The sequence below is a fragment of the Actinoplanes sp. NPDC051346 genome (genome assembly GCF_040682215.1).
Lineage (GTDB): Bacteria > Actinomycetota > Actinomycetes > Mycobacteriales > Micromonosporaceae > Actinoplanes.
This window is the reverse complement of record NZ_JBFBAJ010000004.1, coordinates 219,406-245,754: the sequence shown is the minus strand read 5'-3', so window position 1 is coordinate 245,754 and position 26,349 is coordinate 219,406. Positions and strand designations below refer to the sequence as shown.

General features: G+C 70.6%; 25 protein-coding genes and 1 pseudogene. 10 read left to right on the top strand and 16 right to left on the bottom strand.

Going from position 1 to position 26,349, the window contains the following annotated elements; all coding sequences use genetic code 11:
- Window positions 1–1,497: a bifunctional diguanylate cyclase/phosphodiesterase gene (locus AB0M36_RS12380; protein WP_364155781.1), complete on the bottom strand. Its 1,497-nt coding sequence runs from the start codon at window positions 1,495–1,497 to the stop codon at window positions 1–3.
- A 127-nt stretch (window positions 1,498–1,624) separates the two neighbouring features.
- Here AB0M36_RS12380 and lysS point away from each other — a divergent pair, with 127 nt between their 5' ends.
- Window positions 1,625–3,352 carry a lysine--tRNA ligase gene (gene lysS / locus AB0M36_RS12375; RefSeq protein WP_364155780.1) on the top strand — a complete coding sequence of 576 codons (1,728 nt, stop codon included), beginning with the start codon at window positions 1,625–1,627 and terminating at the stop codon, window positions 3,350–3,352.
- A 157-nt stretch (window positions 3,353–3,509) separates the two neighbouring features.
- On the opposite strand, the gene AB0M36_RS12370 is transcribed toward lysS, so the two are convergent.
- The 3 genes from AB0M36_RS12370 to AB0M36_RS12360 are packed head-to-tail and all read right to left on the bottom strand — an operon-like array spanning window position 3,510 to window position 6,131.
- The gene (locus tag AB0M36_RS12370; RefSeq protein WP_364155779.1) at window positions 3,510–3,638 is read right to left on the bottom strand and encodes a hypothetical protein; all 129 of its coding nucleotides are present in this window, start codon (window positions 3,636–3,638) and stop codon (window positions 3,510–3,512) included.
- A gap of 53 nt (window positions 3,639–3,691) precedes the next feature.
- Entirely contained in the window at window positions 3,692–5,146 is a 1,455-nt protein-coding gene (locus AB0M36_RS12365; RefSeq protein WP_364155778.1) for a LamG domain-containing protein, read from the bottom strand.
- Window positions 5,147–5,192: 46 nt separating this feature from the next.
- Window positions 5,193–6,131 carry a lytic polysaccharide monooxygenase gene (locus AB0M36_RS12360; RefSeq protein WP_364155777.1) on the bottom strand — a complete coding sequence of 313 codons (939 nt, stop codon included), beginning with the start codon at window positions 6,129–6,131 and terminating at the stop codon, window positions 5,193–5,195.
- A gap of 154 nt (window positions 6,132–6,285) precedes the next feature.
- Here AB0M36_RS12360 and AB0M36_RS12355 point away from each other — a divergent pair, with 154 nt between their 5' ends.
- A complete protein-coding gene (locus AB0M36_RS12355) occupies window positions 6,286–6,654 on the top strand; it encodes an FKBP-type peptidyl-prolyl cis-trans isomerase (RefSeq protein ID WP_364155776.1) in 369 nt (122 codons plus the stop codon).
- A 120-nt stretch (window positions 6,655–6,774) separates the two neighbouring features.
- Here the strand turns inward: AB0M36_RS12355 and AB0M36_RS12350 are convergent, their stop codons facing one another.
- The 5 genes from AB0M36_RS12350 to AB0M36_RS12330 form a co-directional block, all read right to left on the bottom strand.
- Window positions 6,775–7,644: a hypothetical protein gene (locus AB0M36_RS12350; protein WP_364155774.1), complete on the bottom strand. Its 870-nt coding sequence runs from the start codon at window positions 7,642–7,644 to the stop codon at window positions 6,775–6,777.
- A gap of 133 nt (window positions 7,645–7,777) precedes the next feature.
- A complete protein-coding gene (locus tag AB0M36_RS12345) occupies window positions 7,778–8,662 on the bottom strand; it encodes a carbohydrate ABC transporter permease (RefSeq protein ID WP_364155772.1) in 885 nt (294 codons plus the stop codon).
- Window positions 8,659–9,618: a sugar ABC transporter permease gene (locus tag AB0M36_RS12340; protein ID WP_364155771.1), complete on the bottom strand. Its 960-nt coding sequence runs from the start codon at window positions 9,616–9,618 to the stop codon at window positions 8,659–8,661. Before AB0M36_RS12340 ends, AB0M36_RS12345 begins: the two co-directional genes overlap by 4 nt.
- Window positions 9,619–9,627: 9 nt before the next feature.
- On the bottom strand, window positions 9,628–11,001 hold the full coding sequence (locus tag AB0M36_RS12335) for a sugar ABC transporter substrate-binding protein (protein ID WP_364155770.1): 1,374 nt from the start codon (window positions 10,999–11,001) through the stop codon (window positions 9,628–9,630).
- A gap of 147 nt (window positions 11,002–11,148) precedes the next feature.
- Entirely contained in the window at window positions 11,149–11,358 is a 210-nt protein-coding gene (locus AB0M36_RS12330; protein ID WP_364155768.1) for an RNA-binding S4 domain-containing protein, read from the bottom strand.
- An 81-nt stretch (window positions 11,359–11,439) separates the two neighbouring features.
- On the opposite strand from AB0M36_RS12330, the gene AB0M36_RS12325 reads away from it, so the two are divergent.
- Window positions 11,440–12,222: a DUF1775 domain-containing protein gene (locus AB0M36_RS12325; protein ID WP_364155766.1), complete on the top strand. Its 783-nt coding sequence runs from the start codon at window positions 11,440–11,442 to the stop codon at window positions 12,220–12,222.
- A 145-nt stretch (window positions 12,223–12,367) separates the two neighbouring features.
- On the opposite strand, the gene AB0M36_RS12320 is transcribed toward AB0M36_RS12325, so the two are convergent.
- Window positions 12,368–13,309, bottom strand: coding sequence for an exopolyphosphatase (locus AB0M36_RS12320; protein WP_364155764.1), 942 nt, complete (start codon window positions 13,307–13,309; stop codon window positions 12,368–12,370).
- 158 nt (window positions 13,310–13,467) lie between these two features.
- Between AB0M36_RS12320 and zwf the strand changes: the two genes are divergently transcribed.
- Window positions 13,468–14,961 carry a glucose-6-phosphate dehydrogenase gene (zwf, locus tag AB0M36_RS12315; RefSeq protein ID WP_364155762.1) on the top strand — a complete coding sequence of 498 codons (1,494 nt, stop codon included), beginning with the start codon at window positions 13,468–13,470 and terminating at the stop codon, window positions 14,959–14,961.
- On the opposite strand, the gene AB0M36_RS12310 is transcribed toward zwf, so the two are convergent.
- Window positions 14,958–15,431 carry a peroxiredoxin gene (locus AB0M36_RS12310; RefSeq protein ID WP_364155760.1) on the bottom strand — a complete coding sequence of 158 codons (474 nt, stop codon included), beginning with the start codon at window positions 15,429–15,431 and terminating at the stop codon, window positions 14,958–14,960. The two genes, zwf and AB0M36_RS12310, sit on opposite strands and share 4 nt — an antisense overlap.
- Before the next feature lie 124 nt (window positions 15,432–15,555).
- On the opposite strand from AB0M36_RS12310, the gene AB0M36_RS12305 reads away from it, so the two are divergent.
- Window positions 15,556–15,888 (top strand): STAS domain-containing protein, encoded by a 333-nt coding sequence (locus tag AB0M36_RS12305; RefSeq protein ID WP_364155758.1) that lies wholly within the window; start codon window positions 15,556–15,558, stop codon window positions 15,886–15,888.
- A gap of 108 nt (window positions 15,889–15,996) precedes the next feature.
- Here AB0M36_RS12305 and AB0M36_RS12300 read toward each other — a convergent pair whose 3' ends face one another.
- The 3 genes from AB0M36_RS12300 to AB0M36_RS12290 form a co-directional block, all read right to left on the bottom strand.
- Window positions 15,997–17,538 (bottom strand): LLM class flavin-dependent oxidoreductase, encoded by a 1,542-nt coding sequence (locus AB0M36_RS12300; RefSeq protein ID WP_364155757.1) that lies wholly within the window; start codon window positions 17,536–17,538, stop codon window positions 15,997–15,999.
- The gene (locus tag AB0M36_RS12295; RefSeq protein ID WP_364155755.1) at window positions 17,519–17,740 is read right to left on the bottom strand and encodes a hypothetical protein; all 222 of its coding nucleotides are present in this window, start codon (window positions 17,738–17,740) and stop codon (window positions 17,519–17,521) included. Before AB0M36_RS12295 ends, AB0M36_RS12300 begins: the two co-directional genes overlap by 20 nt.
- Before the next feature lie 215 nt (window positions 17,741–17,955).
- The gene (locus AB0M36_RS12290) at window positions 17,956–19,233 is read right to left on the bottom strand and encodes a sulfite oxidase (protein WP_364155753.1); all 1,278 of its coding nucleotides are present in this window, start codon (window positions 19,231–19,233) and stop codon (window positions 17,956–17,958) included.
- A gap of 169 nt (window positions 19,234–19,402) precedes the next feature.
- Between AB0M36_RS12290 and AB0M36_RS12285 the strand changes: the two genes are divergently transcribed.
- From AB0M36_RS12285 to AB0M36_RS12275, 3 genes are read left to right on the top strand one after another with little or no spacing between them, the layout of a single operon-like run.
- Window positions 19,403–19,885, top strand: a complete 483-nt coding sequence (locus AB0M36_RS12285; RefSeq protein ID WP_364155751.1) for an NAD(P)H-dependent oxidoreductase — start codon at window positions 19,403–19,405, stop codon at window positions 19,883–19,885.
- A gap of 48 nt (window positions 19,886–19,933) precedes the next feature.
- A complete protein-coding gene (locus AB0M36_RS12280) occupies window positions 19,934–20,551 on the top strand; it encodes a redoxin domain-containing protein (protein WP_364155749.1) in 618 nt (205 codons plus the stop codon).
- Window positions 20,548–21,000, top strand: coding sequence for a cupin domain-containing protein (locus tag AB0M36_RS12275; protein ID WP_364155748.1), 453 nt, complete (start codon window positions 20,548–20,550; stop codon window positions 20,998–21,000). The genes AB0M36_RS12280 and AB0M36_RS12275 overlap by 4 nt, the downstream gene beginning before the upstream one ends.
- Here AB0M36_RS12275 and AB0M36_RS12270 read toward each other — a convergent pair.
- Window positions 20,987–22,087, bottom strand: coding sequence for a RuBisCO large subunit C-terminal-like domain-containing protein (locus AB0M36_RS12270; RefSeq protein WP_364155747.1), 1,101 nt, complete (start codon window positions 22,085–22,087; stop codon window positions 20,987–20,989). The genes AB0M36_RS12275 and AB0M36_RS12270 overlap by 14 nt on opposite strands.
- 40 nt (window positions 22,088–22,127) lie before the next feature.
- Window positions 22,128–22,295 (bottom strand): annotated as a pseudogene (locus AB0M36_RS12265) (diguanylate cyclase); the annotation flags it as partial.
- A 363-nt stretch (window positions 22,296–22,658) separates the two neighbouring features.
- Here AB0M36_RS12265 and AB0M36_RS12260 point away from each other — a divergent pair.
- Both AB0M36_RS12260 and AB0M36_RS12255 read left to right on the top strand, forming a co-directional pair.
- Window positions 22,659–25,217: an AMP-binding protein gene (locus tag AB0M36_RS12260; RefSeq protein WP_364155745.1), complete on the top strand. Its 2,559-nt coding sequence runs from the start codon at window positions 22,659–22,661 to the stop codon at window positions 25,215–25,217.
- A gap of 83 nt (window positions 25,218–25,300) precedes the next feature.
- A complete protein-coding gene (locus AB0M36_RS12255) occupies window positions 25,301–26,305 on the top strand; it encodes an iron ABC transporter substrate-binding protein (RefSeq protein WP_364156615.1) in 1,005 nt (334 codons plus the stop codon).
- The last annotated feature ends 44 nt before the right edge of the window (window positions 26,306–26,349 follow it).

Below are 26,349 nucleotides of genomic sequence, written 5' to 3'. Positions count from 1 at the left end.
TCACTCCTGAGGCGGAACCCCCTGGTAGGTCCGGCGCAGCACCTGCGCCGCGGTGCGGCCGTGCAACGGCATGGAAAAGTGGAAACCCTGGCCGAAACCGCACTCCAGGGCGGCGAGGATGCCGGCCTGGGCGGGCGTTTCGACACCCTCGGCGACCACGGTCGCGCCGAGCGCCGCGCTCAGCGCGACGATTTCCTCGACGGCCGTACGGGCCAGGGGGTCGTCGGTGATGCCGGCCACGAGCGACCGGTCGATCTTGAGGGTGTCGACGGGGAGCCGGCCTAGGTGGCTCAGCACGGAACCGCCCGCGCCGACGTCGTCCACGGCGACGCCGATGCCCAGCCCCCGCAGGCTCTCGAGCCGGGCCACGAGGTCCGGGTCTCCTTCGCGCAGCAGGCCCTCGGCGAGCTCGAGGACCAGCCGGTTCGCGGGAAAGCCGGTCTCGGCCAGGATGCCGCGGAGCGTCTCGACCAGGCTGGGCGCCAGGATCTGCTGCGGCGAGAGGTTCACGCTCAGGCGCACGTGCCCGACGCCCGGCACGGTGGCCCGCCAGCGCGCGGCCTCACGGCAGGCTTCCCGCAGCACCCACTCGCCCAACGGCACGATCGCGCCGCTCTGTTCGGCGAGGTCGAGGAAGTCGTCGGGAACCAGCAGCCCCCGTCGCGGGTGCAGCCAGCGGACCAGCGCCTCGACGGCGACGACGCCGCCGGTGGCCAGGCCGACGACCGGCTGGAAGAGCACGACGAGGCCGCCGTCGTCGATCGCCCGGCGCAGTTCGGCATCGCGGGCCGGGGCGTCATGGCCGGCGCGGTAAACCTCGTGCCGGCCCCGGCCGGCGCGCTTCGCGGCGACCAGGGCGGCGCCGGCGTGCCGCAGCAGCCGCTCGCCGCCGGGGGCGAACTCGTCGCGAACCGCGACGCCGACGCTGGCCGCGGCCGTGAGCACGTGCTCGCCGACGATGACCGGGGTATTGAGGGTGTCGACGAGCCGCTCGGCGACCCGCGACGCGGCGGCGGGCCCGGGCAGGTCCCGCAGGATGACGGCGAACTCGTCGCCGCCGAGGCGTCCGGCGGTGTCCCCGCTGCGCAGGACCGAGCTAACGGCGGCGGCCACGGTGGTGAGCACCGCGTCGCCGGCCCGGGCGCCGTACAGGTCGTTGACGCTGGTCAGGTGGTCCACGTCGATGACGAGGACGGCGGTGTGGCGGTCGTCGAGGGGCTCCCCGGCGAGTTCCGCGAGGCGCTCGGTGATCATGGCCCGGTCGGCCAGGCCGGTCAGCGGGTCGGTGTTCCCCCGCCGTCGGACCGCGCGCGAGCCGGATCGGCGGCCCGCCCAGAAGCCCAGCGCCGCGCAGAGCGCGGCCAGGGGCGCGACCATCGCCACGGGGAGATATCCCCATCCCCCGGCGTAACAGACGAGCAGGGCCGCCAGCAGCACCCCGGCGACGGCGACAGTCAGGAACGCCACCGCACGCTTGCCAGGGCCGCTGTCTGTCACGCCCGACCATCGACCACGGGCGGGCCCGACTTGAGGATTAGCACACCCACCGCCGACCCGGCGCGAGGAGTACCGGAGGCGATCCGGGAAAATGGCCGGGACAGGACGAGAACGGAAGTTGGAGATCGTGGCTGAAGCAGCAGGAGCCGTCGACTGGGTAACCCGGTTCGCCGACGAGGTGATCGCCGAGGCGCAGCAGCGCTCGCCGGGTAAGCCGGTGGTGTGCGCGTCCGGGCTGAGCCCGTCCGGACCGATCCACCTGGGCAACCTGCGTGAGGTGATGACGCCCCACCTGGTCGCCGACGAGATCCGCCGGCGCGGACACGAGGTGGTGCATCTCATCTCGTGGGACGACTACGACCGGTTCCGCAAGGTGCCGGCGGGCGTCGACCCGTCGTGGGCCGAGCACATCGGCAAGCCGCTGACCGCCGTGCCCGCCCCGCCGGGCAGCCGGTTCCCCAACTGGGCCGAGCACTTCAAGGCCGCGTTGATCGACTCCCTGGCCGAGCTGGGCGTCGACTACCGGGGCATCTCGCAGACGGAGATGTACACCTCCGGGGCGTACAGGGAGCAGATCCTGCTGGCGATGCGCGAGCGCGCGCGCATCGACGCGATCCTGGACCGCTACCGCACCAAGGGCCGCACCGGCGCCGCGCCGAAGGCGAACGCCAAGCTCGACGCGGCCGACGCCGCCGCGGCCGCCGAGGCGGCCGAGGGTTCCGGCGCCGCCGACGAGGACGACGGCACGGCGAGCACCGGCTACTACCCGTACAAGCCCTACTGCGGGCAGTGCGGCAAGGACACCACCACGGTCACCGCGTACGACGACGAGACCACCTCGATGACGTACGTCTGCGTCGACGGGTTCACCGAGACCGTGCTGCTCAACGAGTTCGACCGCGGCAAGCTGGTCTGGAAGGTCGACTGGCCGATGCGGTGGGCGTACGAGGGCGTGCACTTCGAGCCCTCCGGCGTCGACCACTCGTCGCCGGGCTCGTCGTTCGTCGTCGGCGGCCAGATCGTCACCGAGGTCTTCGGGGGCGTGCGCCCGATCGGACCCATGTACGCCTTCGTCGGCATCAGCGGCATGGCGAAGATGTCCAGCTCCCGCGGCGGGGTGCCGACCCCGGCGGACGCCCTGGCCATCATGGAAGCGCCACTGCTGCGCTGGATGTACGCCCGCCGCCGCCCCAACCAGGCGTTCAAGGTCGCCTTCGACGCCGAGATCCAGCGCCTCTACGACGAGTGGGACGCCCTCGAGGCCAAGATCGCCGCCGGCACGGCCGCACCCGGCGACGAGGCCGCCCACGACCGCGCCGTCCGCACGGCCACGGTCACCCTGCCGCGGACCCCGACGCCGATCGCGTACCGGACGCTTGCCTCGATCGTCGACATCACCACTGGCCACGACGAGCAGACCCTGCGCATCCTGCGCGACCTCGACCCGAGGCGCCCGGTCACCGAACTGTCCGAGGTGCGCCCCCGCCTGGACAAGGCCCAGACCTGGGTCCTGACCCAGCTCAGCGCCGACGCCCGCACCCAGGTCCGCACCGAACCGGACAAGGAGATCCTCGCCTCCCTCGACGACGACCAGCGCGAGTCCCTGCGGCTGCTGGCCGCCGGCCTCGACGCGAACTGGTCCCTGGACGGCCTGACGACGCTCGTGTACGGCGTACCGAAGGTCATGGCCGGCCTGCCGCCGGACACCAAGCCGACGCAGGAGCTGAAGGTCGCGCAGCGGTCGTTCTTCGTGCTGGTGTACCGGCTGCTGATCGGCAAGGAGACCGGGCCGCGTCTGCCGACACTGCTGCTGGCGGTCGGTGCGGACCGCATCCGCGCCCTGATCGGCGGCTAGCCGCATCACCCCGGCTCGCTCGGCCCGCTGCCGGGCTTGCCGGGGTTCGGCGGTTTCGCGGCCTAGCCGTCCTCGGCGCCGCTGGCCGCCGCGCTCGACCAGGGCGCCGGGATCAGCTGGGCGGCGGCCGTCCTCGCGCCGGCATGGAGGGCCGCGATCAGCGCGTCCGCGGCGGTGCCGCGCGGCCGGTCGCTGGCACCTCCGCGCCGACGAACGACTCGTAGCGGCGCAGCACGAATCCTCCGGTGAAGTCGTCCCCGCGCAGCTGCCGGAACCGGCTGGCCACCCGCCATATTGACCACATCGGCGGGAAGCGACGTGGGACGACGGTGCCGCCGGTCAGAGGAGTCTCGCCGCGGAGATCGGGCGTTTGGAGATGGGGTAGGTCCTCGCCTCGCTGGTGTTGACGCTCCAGCGGTAGCGGCTGAATTCGCCGGTGCTGTCGGAGGCGTAGAACATCATGTGCCCGATGCCCGTGCCGGTGAATTTGTCGTTCTTGTCGATCATGCGGGTGTCCGGGTACGGCGCGTAGCTGGCGAGGCCGTATTCGCCGTGCGGGTCGGAGGTGCAGTCGATGATCTCGACCGCGTACTGGGTCTCGCCCGCGTGCGTGCCCGATCCGGTGTAGACGCCCTTGAGCTGGCGGACCATGACGATGTGGCCGGTGTTGTCGTCGTCGGAGCCGGCGTAGTCGACGGCGATGAGGTCTCCGGGGCGCAGGTCGGCGACCCGGGTGATGCGCCGCATCCGCGGTCCGGGGTCGGCGGCGAAGCCGGCGCGGTACTCCGCCGCCTCGGGGGAATCGTCGCCGAAGTGCTCGAGGAAGTAGGCGTCCGTGGCCCAGGGATAGGTGTGTTTGAGGACGGCGGTCACAAACGAGGCGCACCGGGCCCGGGAGCGCCACGTGGTGAAATCGGCCGGGATGCCCCACCGCACCTGGGCGGGGCCCGAGGGAATGTAGAAGTTGCTGGACCGGGCGGTCCGGCCGGCGATGAGCGCGATCTCGTCGGCGCTCAGCGCCCGCTGGTAGGCGCGGACGTCGGCGAGGGAACCGTGCCACCGGTTCACCGGGGCGCCTTCCCAGGTGGCCTGACCGATGCTGAAGTCGCGCTGCGCGGCCCAGGCGATGGTGGTGGGTGTGGTGCCCTCGAGGACGCCGTTGACATAGAGCGACAGGGTGCCGCCGTGGCTGACGCCGGCCAGGTGCACCCAGGTGTTCAGCGCCGCGCGGGTGGTGGCGACCGCGGCGGCCTTGTCGCGTTCGTCGGCGCCGCGCACCTTGAAGGCCCAGCCGACTCCGGCCTCGTGCTGCAGAAGGAACCGGGTGGCGGTCGCCGAGTCCTGGCTGACCGCCGTGTACGTCTTCGTCACGTCGGCGGTTTCCGCCAGCAGCACCCACGCCGACACGGTGAACGAGTCCGAAGTGTCCAGGACGAAGGAGGTTTTCGGGTACGCCCCGGGCTTGCCGTCGAGGCTCAGCTCCCCGCCGGCGCGAAGCGTGGTCCAGCTGCCCTGAGAACCCGGGGTGAGCGTCCGGGCCCGGCCCGACCGATCGGCCCAGGTGGCGGTGAGGGGCCAGTGGCCGACGAGGCCGTCAGTGAGGTAGCCGGCGGCGAGCAGGCGCTGATAGTGCACCAGCTGCTCGGCCTGCAACAGGTGCGGCGCCGTCCCCGGCACGAAGGGTGCCCCCAGCTGTTCGGCATGCGCGGGCGTCGACCCTGACACCGATGCCGCGAACGTTCCGGCACCGACCGCGGCGGCCGCGCCGAACAGACTCCTCCTGGTAACCCGCATACATCCCCCGATGTCGATCTTGAACGTCGCGGGAGTCTAGCGCGAATCAGGCTGGCGGTTGGTCCCCGCGGCGGGCTCGGGTCCGCAGGCGCATGGCCCCGGTGCCGGCCGCGACGCCGGCGATGACGATCAGCGCCGCGATGATGATCTGGTGACCGAGCTGGACCCGGTCCTCGCTCTCGGCGGCCGCCGGGCGCAGCCACGATTCCCGTGCCGGCGGCGCCGCCGCGGACGCGGCGTCCACGGGCGCCGCGACCGCCCCCGGTTCCGCCGAGCGGGAGGGCTTCGGGGTGGCCTTCTTCGCCGGCTTGGCCGGTGCCGCCGCGGGAGCGGCCGGGACCTCCGCCGCCGGGGCCGCCTTGATGACCAGGTCGGAGCAGGAGTAGTAGGTGTCGGGCGTGCTCGAGGTCTCCCAGACGGTGAAGAGCACGTGCCGGCCCGCGCGGTTCTCGGGCAACTTGACGCTCATCCTGTACGCGCCCTCGCGCAGCGGCGGATCCTTGACCTCCGCGAGGGGCGAGCCCAGGTCGTCCCAGCGGAGCGTCTTCGCGGGGTCGTAGTCGCGATCGGTCAGGTAGAGCCGGAAAGAGCCCTGGTGCGGGATCGTCGTGGCGTACGCGACCTTCAGGGTGCTGCCCGCGGTGACCTTCGTGGCGGCCCAGTCGTCGCGGGGCAGGTCGAGGCCGCGGAAGTCCGGCAGGTTGCCGCTGCACAGGCGGCCGTCCGGGATGACCTGGCGGTCCCGGCCGGCGACGTTCGGCACGCGGAGGTTGTCGAAGCGGCCGAACGGCCGGCCGTTGGCGTCCCGCGCCGCCCGGCACGCCGCCGAGTCGGCCCGGTCGCCGCCGGCCGCGCAGGCCGCCGTACGGCTGACGGGGGTCGTCGGCGCGCCGTGCGCGAGCGCCGGCACGGCCGGGAGCAGAGACGTGGCCGCGGCGATCCCGCCGGCGACGGCGAGGGCCGCGATGCGGCGAGTGGAGCTCATCCGACCTCCCGGAGATACCCGCGCGGGCAGAGCGGCCCACGCCGGACAGTACGCAACCGGGCGGCGGATCGTTCATCACCACGGGTGGCGCTGCGGATAAGTCGCCGGCGCTGTGGTTGCATGGCCGTGCAGGCAATTCGACACAGGAGGACACATGGAGAAGCCCGACGTCGGCCCCATCACCGGTGAGCCGCCCGCCGAGCTCGTCACGGAGGACCTCATCGTCGGTGACGGCGACGAGGCCAAGCCCGGACACCAGGTCAGCGTCCACTACGTGGGCGTCGCGTTCTCCTCGGGCAAGGAGTTCGACGCCTCCTACAACCGGGGTGCGCCGTTCGAGTTCGGGCTCGGCGGGGGTCAGGTCATCGGCGGATGGGACCAGGGGGTGGCCGGCATGAAGGTCGGCGGCCGCCGCAAGCTGACCATCCCCCCGCACCTGGGTTACGGCGCGCGGGGCGCCGGCGGCGTGATCAAGCCGAACGAGACCCTCATCTTTGTGGTGGATCTGCTCGGCGTGCGCTGAGCCACGGCCGGCAGGCCGTACGGGCCGGGACGGGTGCCGCCTGTCCCGGCCCGCCGCCGTCTTCCTCCCCGGCGGGTCGGCGGGGCAGCTGCGAGGGCTCGAAGGGCTCGCCGATCGGGGTCATCGGGCCGCCTTCAGGTCGGCGCATCCACTCTCGTCGGGCAGCAGCGGCCGGAACGTCACGGTCCATCCGTTGCCGCCGGAGGTCCAGGGGGTGCCGGCGTTCGCGTTCTTCGCCGCGGCGAGGATCGCGTCGCGCTGCGCACCGGTCGCGGTGACGCAACCGATCTTGCGCTCGGTGGTGAGCGGCTCGCCCGGCAGGGCCGGTCCGGGCCACTGCACCGCCTTCGGCTTCGCGGGCAGATCGTTGCCGGGCTCCACGTACGGGCGGACGACCGCCGCGAGCACCTCGGGCTGGTAGGGCCTCGCGCCGGGACCGGAAGCGAGCTGCTCCGCCCCGTCGATGAACGCCCGAAGCTTTTCGCGGGCCTGCTTCTGGGCCGGGGTCAGCAGCGGATCGTCCGGCAGCGCCTCGCGCAGCGCGTTCGCGCCGACCGTCTGCTTGCCGGCGTCCGTGACGACGGTGACCTCCGTGGTGCTGGCGTCGGCGACGCCGGGCTGCCCGAAGTCGGCGCCGTCGCGCACGCCGGCGGCGACCGCCTGGGCGGTGAGCTGTTTCACCTGCTCCGGGGAGACCACGCGCACCAGGACGTTGGGCAGGGCCGGGCCGGGATAGTTCGCGGTCACCGGTCCGTCGAAGATCACCTGACCGTCGGCGTACACGCTGAGGCCGGGCAGGCGTCCGGCGAGCGCGTCGGGGCCGGCGAACCCGCCGGTCTGCGTCACCCGCAGGACGAGGGCGTCGCCGCCGGCCGGCGGGGCGGGCGGCGCGGAGGACGGCGAGCCGGCGCCGGCGCCGCCGGGGCCGGTGCCGGGCTGGGCGCAGGCGCTGAGCAGGGCCAACATGGCGGCGGCAGCGGCCGTGGGCAAACCGCGAAGTGTCGTCATAACCGTTCGGACGTACCCCCGCCGCCCCCGGTTCCACGCCTGGAGGCGGAAATACGGAAATACGGTGGCCGGCCCCGCAACGCGGGACCGGCCACCTTTCAGGGCGGGGCGGAGGCTATTTGACCGAGCCCAGGGACAGTCCCTGCACGAGCTTGTCCTGGGCGGCGAAGCCGGCCACGAGCACCGGCAGCGAGACCACGAACGCGGCCGCGCAGAGCTGGGCGAGGAAGAGTCCCTGGCTGGTGACGAAGCTGGTCAGGAACACCGGAGCGGTCTCGGCGACGGTGGCCGTGAGGACCCGGGCGAAGAGCAGCTCGTTCCAGCTGAAGATGAAGCAGATGAGCGCGGTCGCGGCGATGCCCGGCATGACCACGGGCGCGATGACCGAGCGCAGCGTCCTGGCGAGCCCGGCGCCGTCCATCGCGGCGGCCTCGAGCATCTCGACCGGGACCTCGGACAGGAACGAGCGCATCATCCAGACGGCGATGGGCAGGTTCATCGAGGTGTAGAAGACGATCAGGAGCCAGATGTTGTCGAGCAGGCCGGCGTTCTGCGCGAACAGATAGAGCGGGAGCAGGCCGGCGACCACGGGGAGCATCTTGGTGGAGAGGAAGAAGAACAGGACGTCGGTCCACTTCTTCACCGGTTTGATGCTCAGCGCGTACGCCGCGGGGAACGACAGCAGCAGGACCAGGGCGGTCGACACGATGCTGGCGGTCAACGAGTTGAGCAGCGGCGGCCAGGGGCTGGCCCCGCCGGTGAAGAACTCGCGGTAGCCCTCCATGGTCAGCGGGGCGAGGACGGACGGCGGGTTGGTGGCGGCGTCGGCCTCGCTGTGGAAGGAGGTCAGCACCATCCAGACCACCGGCAGCACGAACAGGATGCCGGTCACCCAGGCGAGCAGGGTCAGCCAGACGCCGGCGCGTTCCTTGCGCTTGATGACCGGAGCGCCACGCTCGTCGCGGGTGGCCGGAACCGGTGCGGTGTCGGTGATGCTCATCGGCCCGATTCCTCCCTGAACAGCGACGACACCGTACGCAGCGCGAACGTCGCGATGATGATCGTGCCGATCACCACGACGACCGCCGCCGCGGAGGCGCGGCCGTAGTCGTGTGCCTGATAGAAGATCTGGTAGATCGTGTACGGCAGGTTCGCCGTACCGAGGCCGCCGGACGTGATCGTGAAGACCGCGTCGAAGTTCTGCACGATGTAGATGGAGCCGAGCAGCGCGCCCAGCTCGAGATACTGGCGCAGGTGCGGCAGGGTCATGCTGCGGAAGATCTGCCAGGTGCTCGCCCCGTCGATGCGGGCCGCCTCGATCACGTCGAGCGGGCGCCCCTGCAGGCCGGCGAGCAGGATCAGCATCATGAACGGGGTCCACTGCCAGACCAGGGCGAAGATCACCGACCAGAGCGGCATGGTGGTGATCCAGTCCGGCTGCGGCGGGTTATCCGAGCCGAACAGGCCCCAGATCCGGGTGAGGGCGCCGTTGAACAGGCCGTACTCGGGGTTGTAGAGCGCGTGCTTCCACAGCAGAGCGGCGGCGACCGGCACGAGGAGGAAGGGGGCGATCATCATGGTGCGCACCGCGCCGCGACCGCGGAACTTGCGGTCCAGCAGCAGGGCGATGCCCAGCCCCAGCAGCAGGCTGAGCAGCACGACGCCGGCGGTGAGCAGGATGGTCGTCCACACCGCGTCCCGCATGTTGACGTCCGTGAAGACCCGCCTGAAGTTGTCGAGCCCGGCGAATCCCACCTCGTCGGGGTAGTACGCGTTCCAGTCCATGAAGGAGATGACCAGGGTCGCCACGAACGGCAGCTGGGTCACGACGATCATGAATACCAGGGCGGGCAGCAGCGGCGCCCGGCGAGCCCAGCCGGCGGCCCGGCGGGTAGCGCCGGGCGAACGCGGGGGCGTGCCCGGGCGGGTGGCGGTCTGTTCGGCGACGGAGGTCATGACGACACCTCAGCCTTCCTCGCGCGACTGGTAGCGTTCGGCGACGTCCTCGGCGAGACGCTGGCCGCGTTCCAGCGCCTCCTCGACGCTCATCCGACCCGCGATGGCGGAGCTGACGTACTGCGAGACCTGGGTGCCGAGGTCGGTGAACTCGGGGATGTCGACGAACTGGATGCCGAGCGCCGGGCGCGGCTGCACGCCGGGGTTGCGCGGGTCGGCACCGGAGATGGCCCGTTCGGTGGGCGCGGCGAAGGCGGACGCCTCCTTCAGGTAGTCCTGGTTCGCATAGGTGGACGTGCGCTTGCCCGCCGGCACCCGTGACCATCCGAGCTGGGCGCCGACGAGTTCCTCGTACTGCTTGCTGGACGCCCAGGAGATGAACTTCCAGGCGTTGGCCTTCTTGGCGCTCGCCTGCTGGATGCTCCACGACCAGGCGTACAGCCAGCCGGAACTGGGGGTCTTGACCACCGGCGCGGCGACGTAGCCGATCTTTCCCTTGACCGGTGAGTCGGCGGCCTCGAGGGAGCCGGCGGCGCTGGTGGCGTCGTACCACATGGCGGCGTTGCCCTGGACCAGGTTGTTGAGGCACTCGGTGAAGCCGGCCTGCGGTGCGCCGGTCTCGCCGTGCGCCCGGACCAGGTCGACGTAGAAGCGGGTCGCCTCGACGAACTCGGGGTCGTCGACCCGGGCGTTCCAGTCGGCGTCGAACCACGTACCCCCGAAGGTGTTGACGACCGTGGTGAGCGGGGCGAAGACCTGACCCCAGCCGGGCTGGCCGCGCAGGCAGATGCCGGCCATGCCGGGCTGGACGTCGTCCACCCGGGCGGCGATGTCGGCGACCTGCTGCCACGTCGGCTTCTCGGGCATCGTGATGCCCTGGGCGTCCAGAACGTCCTTGCGATACATCAGGAACGACGACTCGCCGTAGAAGGGCTCGCCGTAGAGCTTGCCGTCGTCGGCGGTCAGCGACTTCGTCATCGGTGGCAGGATGTCGACCTGGTCGAATGTGGTGTCCGCGGCGACGTACCCGTCCAGCGGCGCGATCCACTTCGACTTCGCGTAGATCGGGATCTCGAAGTTGCTCAGCGAGGCGACATCGTACTGGCCGGCCTGGCTGGAGAATTCCTGGCTGATCTTGTCCCGGACGTCGTTCTCCGGCAGCACCGTGAAGTTGACCGCGATGCCGGTCTGCCGGGTGAAGTGCTCCTCGGTCAGCGCCTGCAGATCGATCATCTGCGGGTTGTTCACCATCAGCACGTCGATGCTGTCGGCGCCACCGGACCCGCCGCCGCTACCGCCCCAGCCCGCGCAGCCGGCCAACGCCACGGCGAGCAGGGCGGCGACCGTTCCGGACAGAGCGACGCGGATGCGGGCGCGTGACATGGTGCCTCCCCGGCGAGGCGGACATCGACACAGGCATCTGTGATGCCGGCAACACTCCGGACCCAGTAGATGCCTGAGATCGACTCCCTGTCAACAGCCCATCACGCAGCGCTGCATAGTTGAACGTCGAAGTCTTCCCGAATGTCCTCAGGCGACCACCCGGGCCGCCCTGCCGCCGACGGCCACGACATCGCCCGGGTGCAGCTGGCGTCCCCGACGCGTATCGACCTCACCGTTGACCGTCACGTCACCGACGGCGATCAGCACCTTCGCCTCTCCCCCGGTGTCGATGAGATCGGCAAGCTTGAGGAACTGTCCGAGTCTGATCATGTCGCCGCCGATCGCTACCTCACGCATGCGACCATCATGCGCCACGGGCGGCGAAAGATTTCTCGCCGGGCGTTGAACCATTCGCCTCGCTGAACCGAACTACCCAGCGTGAGTCGACTGGAGAAGCACCGCCGGGCGGGCCTGCTGGCCGCCGCCGTCGCCGCCGGCGTGCTCGGCCTCGCGACCCCCGCCGCCGCGGACGTGACGGTCAACCCGTCCAGCGTGCCGCAGGGCAGCGGGCAGAACGTCGCGTTCCGGGTGACGAACACCGCACGGAGCCCGCTCACCAGGATCAAGGTGGTCCTGCCGCCCGAGATGCCGGTCGCCGAGGTCTACCCGCTCTCCGTGCAGGACTGGGCGCCACAGACCGAGAACCGCAAGCTGGACACGCCGCTGGTCAGCTCACACGGCGGCACCCCGGTCACCGAGACCACGGCCACGATCACCTGGATCGCCATGCCCGGCAAGGCCCTGGCCCCCGGGAAGTCCACCGACCTCACCGTCGCGATGGGCGGGCTGCCGACCACCGGCACCCGGATGAGCTTCACCCTGCAGCCGACCTACGCCGACCCGGCCAAGGGCGCCCCGATCCCGCCGACGACGCTGACGCTGACCCCGGCGGTGGCGGGCGGAACGGCCGGCCACTCGACGGGCCACGGCGCGACGACCGGCGCGGGCACCAGCGCCGAGGACGCGGCCATGCTCGCGGCCCTGGCCCAGGCCACCGCCGACGACGGCCCGGGCTTCTCGACGGTCGCGGGCTGGGTCGTCGCCGGACTCCTGGCGATCGGCGGGGCGGTCGTGGTGGCGCGCGGCCGGCGCCGCGCAGAATCCGGCACCGGCCCCCGGGTCACCTTGTGGAGCTACAAGGACGGCCCGAAGCAGGAATAGAAGATGTCCCGCGCAGGTGGGCGCGGGCTGGTCGTGAAGACGCGCGTGGGGCGCTGACCACGACATGCGGGTGGGGTCCAGGGCAAGACCCACGACCTGCGTCCGGCGGGGTGGAGAGGTTCGGATCTCCACCCCGCCAACATACTCAGACCGATACCGTACGGGGGGTCTTGAGCGCCTGGATGATCTCGTACTCCGCGCGCTCGGCGTCCTCGTGCTCGACCTGGCAGGTGCCCGCCGCGAGGTGCCCACCGCCGCCCCACTGCAGCATCACCGAGCCGATGTCGACCGGCGACGTGCGGTCGAGGATCGACTTGCCGCAGGCGAACACCGTGTTCTGCTTCTTGAAGCCCCAGATGATGTGCACCGACACCCGCGCCTCGGGGAACAGCGCGTAGACCATGAAGCGGTTGCCGGCGAAGATCGTCTCCTCCTCGCGCAGGTCCACGACGACGACGTCGCCGTCCAGCTTGCTGACCCGCTTCAGCTGCTCGACGAACAGCTCGGAGGAGTCGCGGTACATGTCGACGCGCTCGGCGACGTCCGGCATCTTGAGGATCTCCTCGATGCCCATCTGGATGCACGCGTCGATGAGCGTCCGCATGAGGTCGAAGTTCGCGACCCGGAACTCCCGGAAGCGGCCCAGGCCGGTCCGGCTGTCCATGATGAAGTTGAGCAGGGTCCAGCCGGTCGGGTTGAGGATGTCGTCGATCTTGTAGTCGGCGGAGTCGGCCTGGTCGACGGCCCGCATGAGGTCGTCGGGCACCTCGGGGAAGCGCTCGCGGCCGCCGTAGTACTCGAAAATGACCCGGGCCGCGGACGGCGCGTTTTCGTTGATGATGTGATTCGGCAGGTTGCCGGTATTACGGAGAGTTTCCGAATGGTGGTGGTCGAAGACCAGATGAGCCGCGGGATGGTAGGGCAGGTTCGTCAGAATGTCACGGTCCGTGATGTCGGCCGTGCCGTCCTGGACGTCCTTCGGGTGCACGAACTTAATGTCGTCGATGTCGATGACGTTCATGAACTTGAGCAGCACGGCGCAGACCAGACCGTCCATGTCGCTGCGGGTCACGAGCCGGTACTTCACGTGGATCTCCCTCATGCGGATTGGCGGCTTAGGCCCCAGTTTGCCACCTTCTCGGGCGCTGACTCGGGCGCATCGGCGGACAGGTTTGATCCGGCACTGCTCGCGCTGCGTAAAGTTCAGGCGGAAGCTCACGTACGCGGTCGGAGGATGACCAGACGATGGACAACGTGCCCCAGCTCGCTCAGGACCGCAACGCCCCGCCCGCCACACTGGTGATCTTCGGCGCGTCCGGCGACCTGACCCGCCGCAAACTGCTGCCGGCGGTGGAGAGCCTCGCCCGGCACAACCGACTGCCCGGCGAATTCGCCCTCGTGGGCGTCGCCCGCACCCCGATGGAGGACCACCAGTTCGCCGCGAGCGCCCTCGGCGAGCGCAGCCTGGCGGACAAACCCCAGCTCCAGGGCGGAATCAGGTACGTATCGGGCGGCTACGACGACTCCGAGACGTACAAGCGGCTCGCGGAAACCCTCGACGAGCTCGACGCCACCCGCGGCACCGGCGGCAACCGCATCTTCTACCTCTCCACCCCCGCCGAGGCGTTCGAGCCGGTGATCAAGGGCCTTGCCGGCGCCGGGCTGAACCACGCGGGCGAGGGCAGCTTCTCCCGCCTGGTGATCGAGAAGCCGTACGGCCACGACCTGCGCACCGCCCGCGAGCTGGACGCCATCGTGCACGCCGCGTTCGACGAGCCCCAGGTCTTCCGCATCGACCACTACCTGGGCAAGGACACCGTCCAGAACGTGCTGGCGCTGCGCTTCGCCAACGCCATCTTCCAGCCCATCTGGAACCGCTCGTGGGTCGACCACGTGCAGATCACCGTCGCCGAGACGCTGGGCGTCGGCACCCGCGGCGGCTTCTACGAGCACGCCGGCGCGATGCGCGACATCGTGCAGAACCACGTGCTGCAGGTCCTCGCCCTGGCGCTCATGGAGCCTCCGGCCTCGTTCAACGCCGAGGATCTGCGCAACGAGAAGGTCAAGCTGCTCCAGGCCATCCGCCTGCCCACCGACCGCGACATCGCCGACCTGGCGGTCCGCGGCCAGTACACCCGCGGCGGCACCCGGGACGACCTGATGGCCGGCTACCGCGACGAGGCCGGCGTCGACCCGCTGTCGCGCACCGAGACGTACGCGGCCATGCGGCTCAACGTCGACAACTGGCGGTGGGCGGGGGTGCCGTTCTATGTGCGTACCGGAAAGCGGCTGCCGGCCCGGCTCACCGAGGTGGCGCTGCAGTTCCAGCGCCCACCGCACCTGCCGATCCCGGCCAACCAGCTCACCGACCTCGAAACCGACGCGCTGATCCTGCGGATCCAGCCCAACGAGGGCATCTCACTGCGCTTCGGCGCCAAGGTCCCCGGCCACTCCTTCCGGGTACGCACGGCGAGCATGGAATTCTCGTACGAGCAGACGTTCGCCGAGGAGAGCCCGGAGGCCTACGAACGGCTCCTGCTCGACGCCCTCCTCGGCGACCCGACGCTGTTCATCCGCACCGACGAGGTCGAGCAGTGCTGGCGCATCGTCGATCCGATCATCGACCACTGGGAGAACGACCCGTCGCCGATCCCGACCTACGAGGCGGCCTCCTGGGGCCCGACGGACGCCGACCGCCTCATCGGCCGCGGCGGCCGTAGGTGGCGCAACGCCCGCTAGGCGTGCTTCGACCGGGCCCTGAGAACCGCCAGGGCCCGGTCACCGTGGGCGTTCATGTCAAGCTCGGAGTGGATCACGTCGAGCACCGTACGGTCGGTGTCGATGACGAAGGTCATGCGCTTGATGCTCAGCGGGCCCAGCGGCAGCCTGCGCTTGACGCCGTAGGCCGCGGCGACCGCGCTGTCGGCGTCGGAGAGCAGCGGATAGTCGAACCCGTGCAGGTCGGCGAACTGCTTCTGCTTGGCCACCGCGTCCCGGCTGATGCCGACCCGCTGCACCCCCGCTTGCGCGAACTCCGCGGCCAGATCCCGGAAGTTGCAGGCCTCGACCGTGCAGCCGCTGGTCATCGCCGCGGGATAGAAGAACAGGACCACCGGCCCAGCGCCGAGCAGCTCGCTCAGCCGCAGCGTGGTGCCATCCTGGTCGGGCAGCGCGAAGTCGGGCGCGAAGTCACCCTTGTCGATCGTCACGGCGTCAACGGTACGCGACTGAATTCGCCCATGCGGTACCGCTCGCCTAGGGTGGAGACACCACCGCCTCGCCGCCACGAATCCCGGCTGACCCCTGCCCGCCACCGACGAAAGCGACACCCCCATGCAGGTCTCGGTCGCGCACCACCCACCGAACACGGCCGTCCTCACGCTGCGCGGATCGCTCGACATCGACACCGCGCCCGCGCTGAAGGCCAACCTGAGCCGCCTCGTGGAGCGGCCCGTCCCCCACGTCGTCGTCGACCTCTCCGGGCTCGACTTCTGCGACTCCATGGGCGTGGGCGTGCTGGTCACGGCACACGGCCGGGCGATGGAGCGCGGCGGCTGGGTCCGGCTCGCCGCACCGTCGGGCTTCCTGCGCCGGCTCCTCGACACCCTCGGCCTGACCAGCTACCTCTCGCTGCACCCGGACGTCGAAACGGCCCTCAAACCCTGACCCTCCCCCCGCGACGGTCCCGGCTCGCGATGCCGCCCGCCGCCGGAGAAGGCTCAGAACGTGATCCGACCGTCCACAACAATGTCCTTCGTGAACCCAGACGATCGCTCACGCCAGTAAGGATTGTCCCTGGACAATCCAGAGACAGGGACAGTCGGCATGCCTGTGCATTCGCGCTACCGGGACATAGCGGACCAGATCCGGCAGCGCATCGACGATCCCCGCATCGCCTGATTGCAACGGGGTGGGCCGGACAACGTCACCGTCGTGGTGGCCGACGTGCGGTGACGACATTCTCACGGGCGGAGGTGTTGCGGTTGGCGGGCCTGGGAAGGCCGTAGCTGTCGCGCAGGGTTCGCCCCTCGTATTCCGTCCGGAACAGGCCGCGTCGTTGCAGGATCGGTACGACGTGGTCGACGAACGTCGACAGGCCGGAGGGCAGCACCGGCGGCATGATGTTGACCCGTCCGCAGCGCCCTCGTCGTACCACTGGGTGATCTCGTCGGCGATCTGTTCGGCGGTGCCGGCGAAGGTGAGGTGGCCGCGTCCGCCGCCCAGGCGGCCGATGAGCTCTCGGACGGTGAGGTGTTCCCGGCGGGCCAGGGTGACCACGAGGGTGCGGCGGCTCTTGGCGCCCTCGATCTCGTCCTCGGGCGGTAGGTCGGCCGGCAGGTGGCCGTCCAGGTGGAGGTCCTCGGGGCTGATGTGCAGGAGCTCGGCGAGCTGCGGAATCGCGTATTCGGGTCGGATGAGCCGGTCGAGTTCGGCCTCCAGGGCGAGTGCGTCGGCTTCGGTGGCGCCGATGATCGGGACGATGCCGGGCAGGATCTTGATCGTGTCGGGGTCGCGGCTGTGGGCGAGGGCGCGTTGTTTGAGGTCGATCGAGAACTCCCGCGCGTCGGACAGACTCTGATGGGCGGTGAACACCGCCTCGGCGTAGCGGGCGGCGAAGTCGCGGCCACTCTCCGAGGAGCCGGCCTGGACCAGCAGTGGGTGTCCCTGCGGTGTGCGGGGCACGTTCAACGCGCCGGCGACACGGTAGAACTCGCCGACGTGCGCGGGCGGATAGACCTTGGTGCTGTCGCCCCATACGCCGTTCGTCTTGTCGGCGAGCGCGGCGTCGTCGGCCCAACTGTCCCAGAGCTTCAGCGCCACCTCGAGGAACTCGGCGGCGCGCTCGTAGCGTTCCCGGTGCGCGGGGAGGTGGTCGAGGTTGAAGTTGCGGGCCGCGTCCAGGCCGGCGGTGGTGACGATGTTCCATCCGGCCCGTCCACCGCTGATGTGGTCCAGCGACGCGAACCGGCGGGCCAGGTTGTATGGCTCGTTGTAGGTGGTCGACGCGGTGCCGATGAGTCCGATGTGCGTGGTCGCTCCGGCCAGGGCTGTCAGCAGCACGGTCGGCTCCAGCATTCCGGCCGGGCGGCGGCCGAGGTCGTCCCAGAGAACGGGGCTGTCGGCGAGGAACAGCGAGTCGAGCTTGCCGCGTTCGGCGATGCGGGCCAGGTTCTTGTAGTGCTCGACGTCGACGTGGGCGTGCGGGTCGCTCTCCGGCAGCCGCCAGGCGGCCTCGTGGTGCCCGACGCCCATCAGGAAGGCGTTGAGATGCAAGCGGCCCGGCCTGCCGAGCCGCTTACTGTGGGCGAGGGTCATGGTGGCTCCCTTTTCGTCGGCTGGTGGTCGGGCCGGCGGGTGGTGCGATCAGGGTCACGCAGGCGTAGCGACCGTCGTCGAAGAGCAGCGGCGCGCCCTCGATGCCCTGCCCGGCGAGCAGCGGTTCGGCGGCGGCGTGGTTTCCGGCGGTGTCGGCGGAGTCCGCCCGCCCGGCGGGGTCGCGGGTGCTTCGGATCATCATCTGGATCTCCAGGGCAGGGTGGGGTGTCCCAGCCGGGTGTCCAGGCAGCTGGGAGTGCGGTGGAGGAGACGGAGCGTGCGCCATGCGGCAATGGCCGGCGGCGGCGTGACATGTCTGGCGGTGTCAGTAACGTAGCGCCGATCTCACCAGCGGTCAGTAGGGTGTGACCGGGTTCATGTACTAATCCCATAGGTTAGATAGGCTATTGACGCCGCTCAGACGACCGTCACGGGGTGCGCCACCACGCCGTCGAACAGATAACCGAGGGTGTTGTGGCGCGCCTCGTCGGGTTGGCTCGCGCCGGTGGCGTCGACCGCCCTGGCGCGCAGGACCGCCGGGCCGGGCACGCTCGGCAGCCAGGGCAGTTCCCAACGCTGCCAGGCACGACCGGCGTCAGAGCGGTGCAGGCGCGCTCGCCGCCACGAGTGTCCGCCGTCGGTGCTGACCTCGACGGCGCGGATGGGCGAGGTGCCCGACCAGGACCGACCCCGCAGCACCGTCCGCGCGCCCGCCGGGATGCGGGCGTTCCAGGCCACCTCGAACGCGCTCTTGACCGCCTGCCGACCGATCAGCTCGCCGTCGACGGGGTAACCCGGGCCGAACAGGCGGTAGAACTGCGTGTTCCACGGCGAGAACAGCGGCTCGGCGGAAACCTCGATCGCGCCGAGCCACTTGATCGACGAGATGCCGATCCAGCCCGGCACCACCAGCCGGACCGGAAACCCGTGGTCGCTCGGCAGCGGTTCACCATTCATTTCGTACGCGAGCAGCACGTCGTCGAGGGCCTTGCCGATGGGCAGCGGCCGGCGGACCGGGCCGAGATTGACCCCACCGGTGACGAAGTCGGCGTCCAGTCCCGACGGGAGCACGTCGACCGCGTCCGGGGTCAGCCCGGCGTGCCGCAGCACCGTCGACAGTCGCACCCCCCGCCAACGGGCCACGCCGACAGCGCCGAGCCGCCAGGCGGTGCCCGAGACGCTCTGGCCCTGCTGGGAGGTGAAGAAGCTCCGCCCGTTGCCGGCGCATTCCACCATCGACGTCTGGGTGTGCGCCGGCAGCCGACGAAGCTGCCGGTAGCCGAGCTGGATGGCAGTGTCGCGGTCGGGCGAGCCCCGCAGTCCGGTGCCGAACAGTCTCAGCCGCCACAAGTCGGCGTCGATCAGTGGCGTCGCGGTGTGGTTGCGGACGAAGAACCGATCCGTGGGCACCAGGCGACCCTGGCCGGCCATCGCCTCCCAGCGCATCTCCGCGTTGCCGCCGAAGGTGACGAACAACTCCGGCGGCAGGGGCTTCACGATCGGACCCTGGCTCGCGACCGCCGCGAGCGCCGAACCCCCGGCCGAGGCCATGCCTGTCACCGCCGCGCCCACCGCAGCGGCGAGACGGAACAGGTCCCGGCGGGAGAAGTCGTCGCCTCGCGCCTCGCTGGCCAGCCACTGCCGGGCGCGCAGGTCGTCGTAGCCGCACTCGGCAGAGGGATCGGAACCACTCACGTGCCACCTCCGGGACGACCCCGATGAGAAACCATACTAACACTATGGGCTTAGTGGGATCATCAAGATCAACGGGACGGCACACCGGGTAAGTGCCCGATCTACGGATAGCCATCCTCGGGCGTGGACGTCATGCTTGTTAGCCAGCCGTGAAGGAAGGGATGCCGCAGTGCCTGACATCGTCGTGGTCTCGGGGGACCTCCTGCCCGAATCACGGACGTTACGGCTGGCGACCCTGGTGGGCGAACGACTCGCCGTGCGGCGTGGCGACGTGCCCCCGGTCCTGATCGACGTGGCCGAACTCGGGCCAGGCCTGCTCACGCCGGGCGACGAGGCCACCAGCAAGGCCCTGCTGGACGTTCAGGACGCGACCCTGCTGATCGTGGCGTCCCCCGCCCGCAAGGGAACCTACGCCGGCGCCCTGAAGGCGCTCCTCGACCAATTGCCGGCCAACGCCCTGGCCGGGGTCGTGGCGGTGCCCATCGTGACTGCCGACATTCAGCCGGTGGCGGACATCGCGGAGACCTTCCTCGCGAGGCTCCTGGGTGATCTCGGTGCCGACGTCGTCGACTTCGGCCTCACCGCGACCGGACCCGAACTCAACGACCTCGCCTTCGTCGCGGATCAGTACGTCAACGCTCTCCGCCCCTGAGGAAAATCCTGCTTCTCCTACAGGCTCGATAGGCATTAGGATGGCGGCATGACCATCACGGTGCCTGAGTCGCGGCGCGTCGACGACACGGCGTTCCGCCGGCTGATGAGCCGAAACGCCTTCTGGGAGCGGATGATCGGCGCCGGCGCCCGGCTGCCGATCAGACCGCTGATCGAGGTCGACCTGGGCCCGATCCACCTCGATCGAATGCTCCGCACCGGCCCGGTGGTGCTCGTGTTCGTGCGGCACGCAGAGTCGGCGGCCTGCAACGCGACGCTGCTCGACTTCCGGACCACCCTGGCGCCCGCGCTCGACGACCTGGACGCGCACCTCGTCGCGGTCAGCCCGCAGGTGCCCCAGCAGCTTGCCACCCTCAAGCGGCGACACGACCTGCCGTTCCTCGTCGCCTCCGATCCGCGCTGCGCGCTGATCAACGCGCTCAACATCGGCTTCGACAGCCCGGGCGCGGACGTCATCCTGGGCGCTCACCGCTCGGTACTGCCCTTCGCGTCGGTGGTCGTGGCGGACCGGACCGGCACCGTGCGCTTCGTCGACGTCCGCGCCAACTGGGGCGTACCCATCGAGGCGGGTCGCATCGCGGCCGCGGTCTCCACACTCGATCTGGGTGGATCCGCGGTTCGTCGATCCCTACGATCGGCACCATGAGGTCTCCCCCGACCCATCGCGGGCAGAGCGCGCCCTTCGTCTGGGAGGGCGGGGAAGTGCGCGCCTACAAGGAGCAGGACGGCACGTTCCGGTCGGTGACCCGGCAGGAGCTGACCGGCGAGGAGCACGGGCAGGGCACGTCGCTGCGCTACTTCGAGGTCGGGCCCGGCGGGCATACGACGCTGGAGCGGCACGAGCACACCCACGTGGTCGTCGCGATCAGGGGCAGCGGCAGCGCCCTCGTCGTCGACCGGGTCCTGCCGCTGGCACCGCACGACATCGTTTTCGTACCCAGCTGGGGATGGCACCAGTTCCGCGCCGCGCGGGACGAGCCGTTGGGATTCCTGTGCGCGGTCGTCCTGGACCGCGACCGACCGGTGCTGCCCCGCGCGGAAGACCTGGCGGTGCTGCGCCGCGACCCCGTGATCGCGGCTTTCATCCGCGTCTGACGGCCCCGACCAGTCGCTCGGCGGCCCGGCGCGGATCGTCGCCACGGCGCAGGTCACCGCCGACGAGAAACAGCGTGTCGGGACCGTACGCCTCCAGCAGTTCGGGCGCGCGGTCGATCGACATGCCGCCGCCGGGCGTGGGTAGCGTCGGCGCGAGGTCGTGCAGCGGGCGCCGGGCCGCGTCCGCGATGGCCAGGCATTGCGTACGGGTGAGGCTGAAGCGCCCGCCCCAGCTCGGAAAGATGCTCGCGTCCGCGCCGGCCAGCCGCAGCAGGGTGCCGAAGAGCACGTCCGGGGCGATGCCGTGGCCGGCGCTTGCCGTAAAGCCGCCCAGGAACGACGGGTGCGCGAGCACGATGCCCCCCTCGAACAACTTGGCCGCGTGAGCGACGGCGCCGAAGCCGGCGATGCCGGGCATGACCAGGACGCCGTGTGCGCCGGCCCGCCGGACGAAGTGGATCTGCTCGGCGAACCGGGCGGCGCCGCCGTTGACGACCGGCAGATAGACGCTGTGGCCGCCAGTGTGGTCGTTCGCACGGCGCACGGCCTCGGCCACCCGCGGCACCCGCTCGGCGAACGGCGCCCACGGCTGATCGGCCAGACCCTGGTCCTCCTTCACCACGTGCAGCCCGCCCGCCGCGACGTCGTAGGCGAGCGCGGCGAGCTGCTCACCGGTCATTCCCACCGGCTTCAGCGCGGTCGCGAGCAGGGCCCCCTCGGGCTCGCCGACCAGTGCCCGGACGCCGGCCACTCCGAGCCGCGGTCCCCGGAGAGCACCGGCGAGCGCCGCGGGCACCGTGAGGTCGACCAGGCGTACGCCGTCCTGAAGCGAGACATTGCCGAGCAGCAGCACCAGCAGCTGCCCGAGCTCGCCTCCGGCGAGGTCGGCCGGATAGTCCACGGTGGCCAGCGCGGGGAGTCCGGGCTGTTCGACGACGGCGCGGACGTGGGCCAGCGAGTCCCGCACGGCGTTGGCGGGCGCGAGCTCTGTGGGCAGCTCGTGGCTCTGCTCCACGGCGACCAGCGCGGCCCGCCGCGCCGCGTCCTCCCCGGCGATTTCATAGACAGCGGTGATGATGTGGCCCATGGAGCCATTCAACCGCGCTCGCGGGCTTGTCGAGCCGCTATTAGACAGCGATCGGCGCGGCGGAGGCGAATCCGTTCTTGTCCTCGTGCTTGGCCAGGTACATCGCCTCGTCGGCACGTCGCAGCAGGGTGGCGCTGTCGGCGGTGGGACCGCTCGCCACGCCGATGCTGGCCTTGATCCGCAACGGTCCGCCGCTGGTGCGCACCGGCTCCGCGAAGGCTCCGCACGCCTCCGGGGAGGGTGACGAGTTCGCGCAGGGTGGTGCGGACGGTCAGGCGGTCGTCGGGGTGGACGGCGGCGAGGACCGGCATGCCGACGATCCCGGGCCGAATCTGAGCGCCGCGAGGCCGAGAATGGGATTCTCGCAATTTCTGGGCGCTTTTCTCTCATGGTGCTCACATCTGCGGGTATTGGCATATCCACCGTGTTCACCGAGGTCAGACGATCAACGCCGATCAACGCCGATCCTCGACGTTGATCGCGAAAGTGATTCATATGTGCCCGGCGCTGGCCGACCGTCCCTCGTTCGGGCGATTAGGTACTTAGGCAAGGCTTAGTTTAGGGTCGCCCCATGCGCGACCCGCTCGTCCCCGACGCACCCGCCCCCCGCCTGCTCCTGGGCCGGGACCTCGGTGCGTTCGGCGAGCGGACCGCTCTGCTCACCGCCGACGAGGAGATCACGTACGCGGATCTCGCGGCGCGGGTGGAGCGGGCCGCCCACGCGCTGGGCGCGACCCGCCGACTCGTGCTGGTCGCGGGGGCGAACACCGTCGACGCGGTGATCGGATACCTCGGCGCGCTCGCCGGCGGTCACGCGGTGCTGCTGGTTCCCGACGAGGACCCGACCATCGAGTCGCTGACCAGGGCATACGACCCGGACGTGGTGTGCCGCACCAGGGCCGGGACGTGGTGTCAAGAAGAGCGACGACCAGGCTCGACCCACGAGCTGCACCCCGACCTGGCTCTGCTGCTCAGCACCTCCGGCTCGACCGGCTCGCCGAAGCTCGTACGGCTGTCGTACGAGAATCTGCGCGCCAACGCCGAGTCGATCGCCACGTACCTCGGCATCCGGGAGGACGACCGGGCGGCGACCACGCTGCCGCTGCACTACTGCTACGGCCTGTCCGTGCTGCACAGCAATCTGATCCGCGGCGCCGGGATCATCCTGACCGGGTTGTCGGTCGCCGACGAATGCTTCTGGAAACTGTTCCGCTCGGCGCGGGGCACCAGCATCGCCGGCGTGCCGTACACGTTCACGCTGCTGGAGCGGGTCGGCTTCGACACCATGGAGCTGCCGCACCTGCGCTACGTCACGCAGGCGGGCGGCCCGATGGCGCCCGACCGGGTGACGCGCTACGCCGAGCTGGGCCAACGGCGCGGTTTCGACCTTTTTGTCATGTACGGGCAGACCGAGGCCACCGCTCGGATGGCGTACCTGCCGCCGGACCTGGCGCTGACCCATCCGTCCGCGATCGGCGTGCCGGTGCCGGGCGGGGCGATGCGCCTGGCCCCGGTCGACGAGACACTCGCCGACGGCGTGGGGGAACTGGTCTATTCGGGTCCCAACGTCATGCTCGGATACGCCGAAAAGCCCGCTGATCTGGCTCTCGGGCGCACCGTGCACGACCTGTTCACCGGCGACCTCGCGCGGCGCGGCGACGACGGCCTTTTCGAGATCATCGGACGGCGCGGCCGCTTCGCGAAGCTGTTCGGCATCCGGATCGACCTGCGGCACGTGGAGGCGGGCCTGGAGTCCGACGGCGTACGGGCCTGCTGCGTGGCCAGCGACGACGAGCTGATTGTGGCGATCGAGCGGGCCGAGCGCCGGGAGAACGTCCGGCGGCTGGTCGCCGCGAGGTGCGGCCTACCCGCCCGCTCCGTACGCGTGCTGGTGCTGCCGGAGCTCCCCCGCCTGGCGTCGGGAAAGATCGACCTGCGGGCGGTCGCGGCGCTGGCCGCCGAGCCGGTCCCGGCAGCGCCCGTCGTGGCGGACGGCACGGACCTGCGCCTGCTGTACGCCGAGATCCTCGACCACGCCGACGTCACCGACGACAGCACCTTCGTCGGGCTCGGCGGCGATTCGCTGTCGTACGTCGAGATGTCGGTCCGGCTCGAGCAGATCCTCGGCAGGCTGCCGGTGGGCTGGCACACCATGCCGATCCGGCAGTTGCGTGCCGGCGCCGACGAACCGGCGCCCCGCCGGCGGCGCACGCTCGACACCGGTGTCGCGCTGCGGGCCGTCGCGATCGTCCTCATCGTCGGCACGCACGCCAATCTGTTCACCGTGCGTGGCGGCGCGCATCTGTTGCTCGCGCTGGCCGGATTCAACTTCGCCCGCTTCCATCTCACCGACGCCCCACGGAGACAGCGCGTCCGGCACCTGGGCGCGTCCGTGGCCCGCATCGCCGTGCCCGCGTCGATATATCTGGCGCTGGTGGCACTGCTCGACCACAAGTACAGCTGGCAGAACGCGCTGCTGCTCAACGAGGCCATCGGCCCGCGCTACGGAGCACAGCGGCACTACTGGTTCATCGAGACCCTGGTGTATCTGCTGGTGTGCCTGGCGGCGCTGCTCGCGATCCGCCGGATCGACCGCTGGGAGCGGCGGTGGCCGTTCCCCCTGCCGGTGGCGCTGCTCGCCGTCGGGCTCCTCGTCCGTTACGACCTGATCCCGCTCAGCTTCTCGGACAATTTGACGACCCCCGCGACGCTGTTCTGGTTCTTCGCCCTCGGCTGGGCGGTCGCGAAGGCCGCAGCCCCGTGGCAGCGCCTGCTGGTCACCGCGGCCGGCCTCGTGGCGGTGGCCGGCTACTTCGACAATCCGCTGCGCGAGGCGGTGGTCGGCGTCGGCCTGGTGCTGCTGGCCTGGGTGCCGCACCTGCCCAGCCTGCCCGGCGTGAACCGGGTCGCCGGGATGCTGGCGGGCAGCTCGCTCTACATCTATCTGATCCATTGGCAGGTCTACCCACCCCTGCAGCGCCTCTCCCCGCTGGTGGCCACGCTGGCGGCCGTGGTCGCGGGCGTCGCGCTCGGCGTGCTGGTGGGACGGGCCACCCGGTGGCTGGGCCGACTGCTGCCCCGGCAATCACCGGTCGTCACCGGGCGGACCCGATACGCCCTCGCCGACTGAGACCACTTTCCGACGAACCGAATGACCTTCGCGAAGGAGAACCCGTGCGGACCTGGAGTGCAAGACCCGCCCTGGTGACGGCGCTGTGTGCCGTCCTGCTGACGGGCGCGGCCGCGTGCGGCGGTGAGCCGGCGAGCGAACCGGGCGACAAGACCGTCGTGCTCTACAGCGGTCGCAACGAGGCGCTGGTCAAGCCGCTGTTCGAGATGTTCACCAAGAAGACCGGCATCAAGATCGAGGCCCGGTACGGCTCGACCGCCCAGATGGCCGCCCAACTCGCGGAGGAGGGCGAGAAGTCGCCCGCCGAGGCGTTCCTGTCGCAGGACGCCGGCGGCCTCGGCGCGGTCAACAAGAAGGGCCTGCTCGCCCCGCTGCCCGCCGAGCTCACCGGGAAGGTGCCGGCGACCTACCGGGCCAAGGACGGCAACTGGGTCGGCGTCACCGCGCGGTCCCGGGTCCTGGTCTACAACCCCAGCCTGGTCAAGAAGGAAGAGCTGCCCCCCTCGGTGTTCGACCTGACCGATCCGAAGTGGAAGGGCAAGGTGGCGATCGCGCCCACCAACGGCTCCTTCCAGGCCTTCGTGACCGCGGTCCGGGTGCAGCACGGCGAGGACAAGGCCAAGGAATTCTTCACCGCGCTCAAGGCCAACGACGCGCAGATCCGCGAGAACAACATCGCCATCGTGGAGGAGGTGGAAGCCGGCAAGGTGCCGGTCGGCCTGGTCAACCACTACTACCTCGGCGAGGTCGCCAAGGAGCGCGGTACGACGCCCGACAAGCTCAACGCGAAGCTGCACTTCTTCGCCGCCGGCGACAGCGGCGCCATGGTCAACGCCTCCGGCATCGGCGTGCTGCGCCGCTCCGCCACCGACCCGGACGTCCGGGCGCTGCTCGACTACCTGCTCTCCACCGAGGCGCAGACCTGGTTCGCCCAGTCGACGTACGAGTACCCGCTAATCAGTGGCGCCCCCGCGCCCGCGTACGTGCCGCCGCTGGCCGACCTGAAGGTGCCGAACATCGACCTGAACGACCTCGAGACCCTCGAGGCCAGTATCGCACTGATCAAGTCGACGGGGTTGACGCCCTGACCATCGTGACTTCCCCGGCACGGCGGGTGCGCGATGACGCGCCC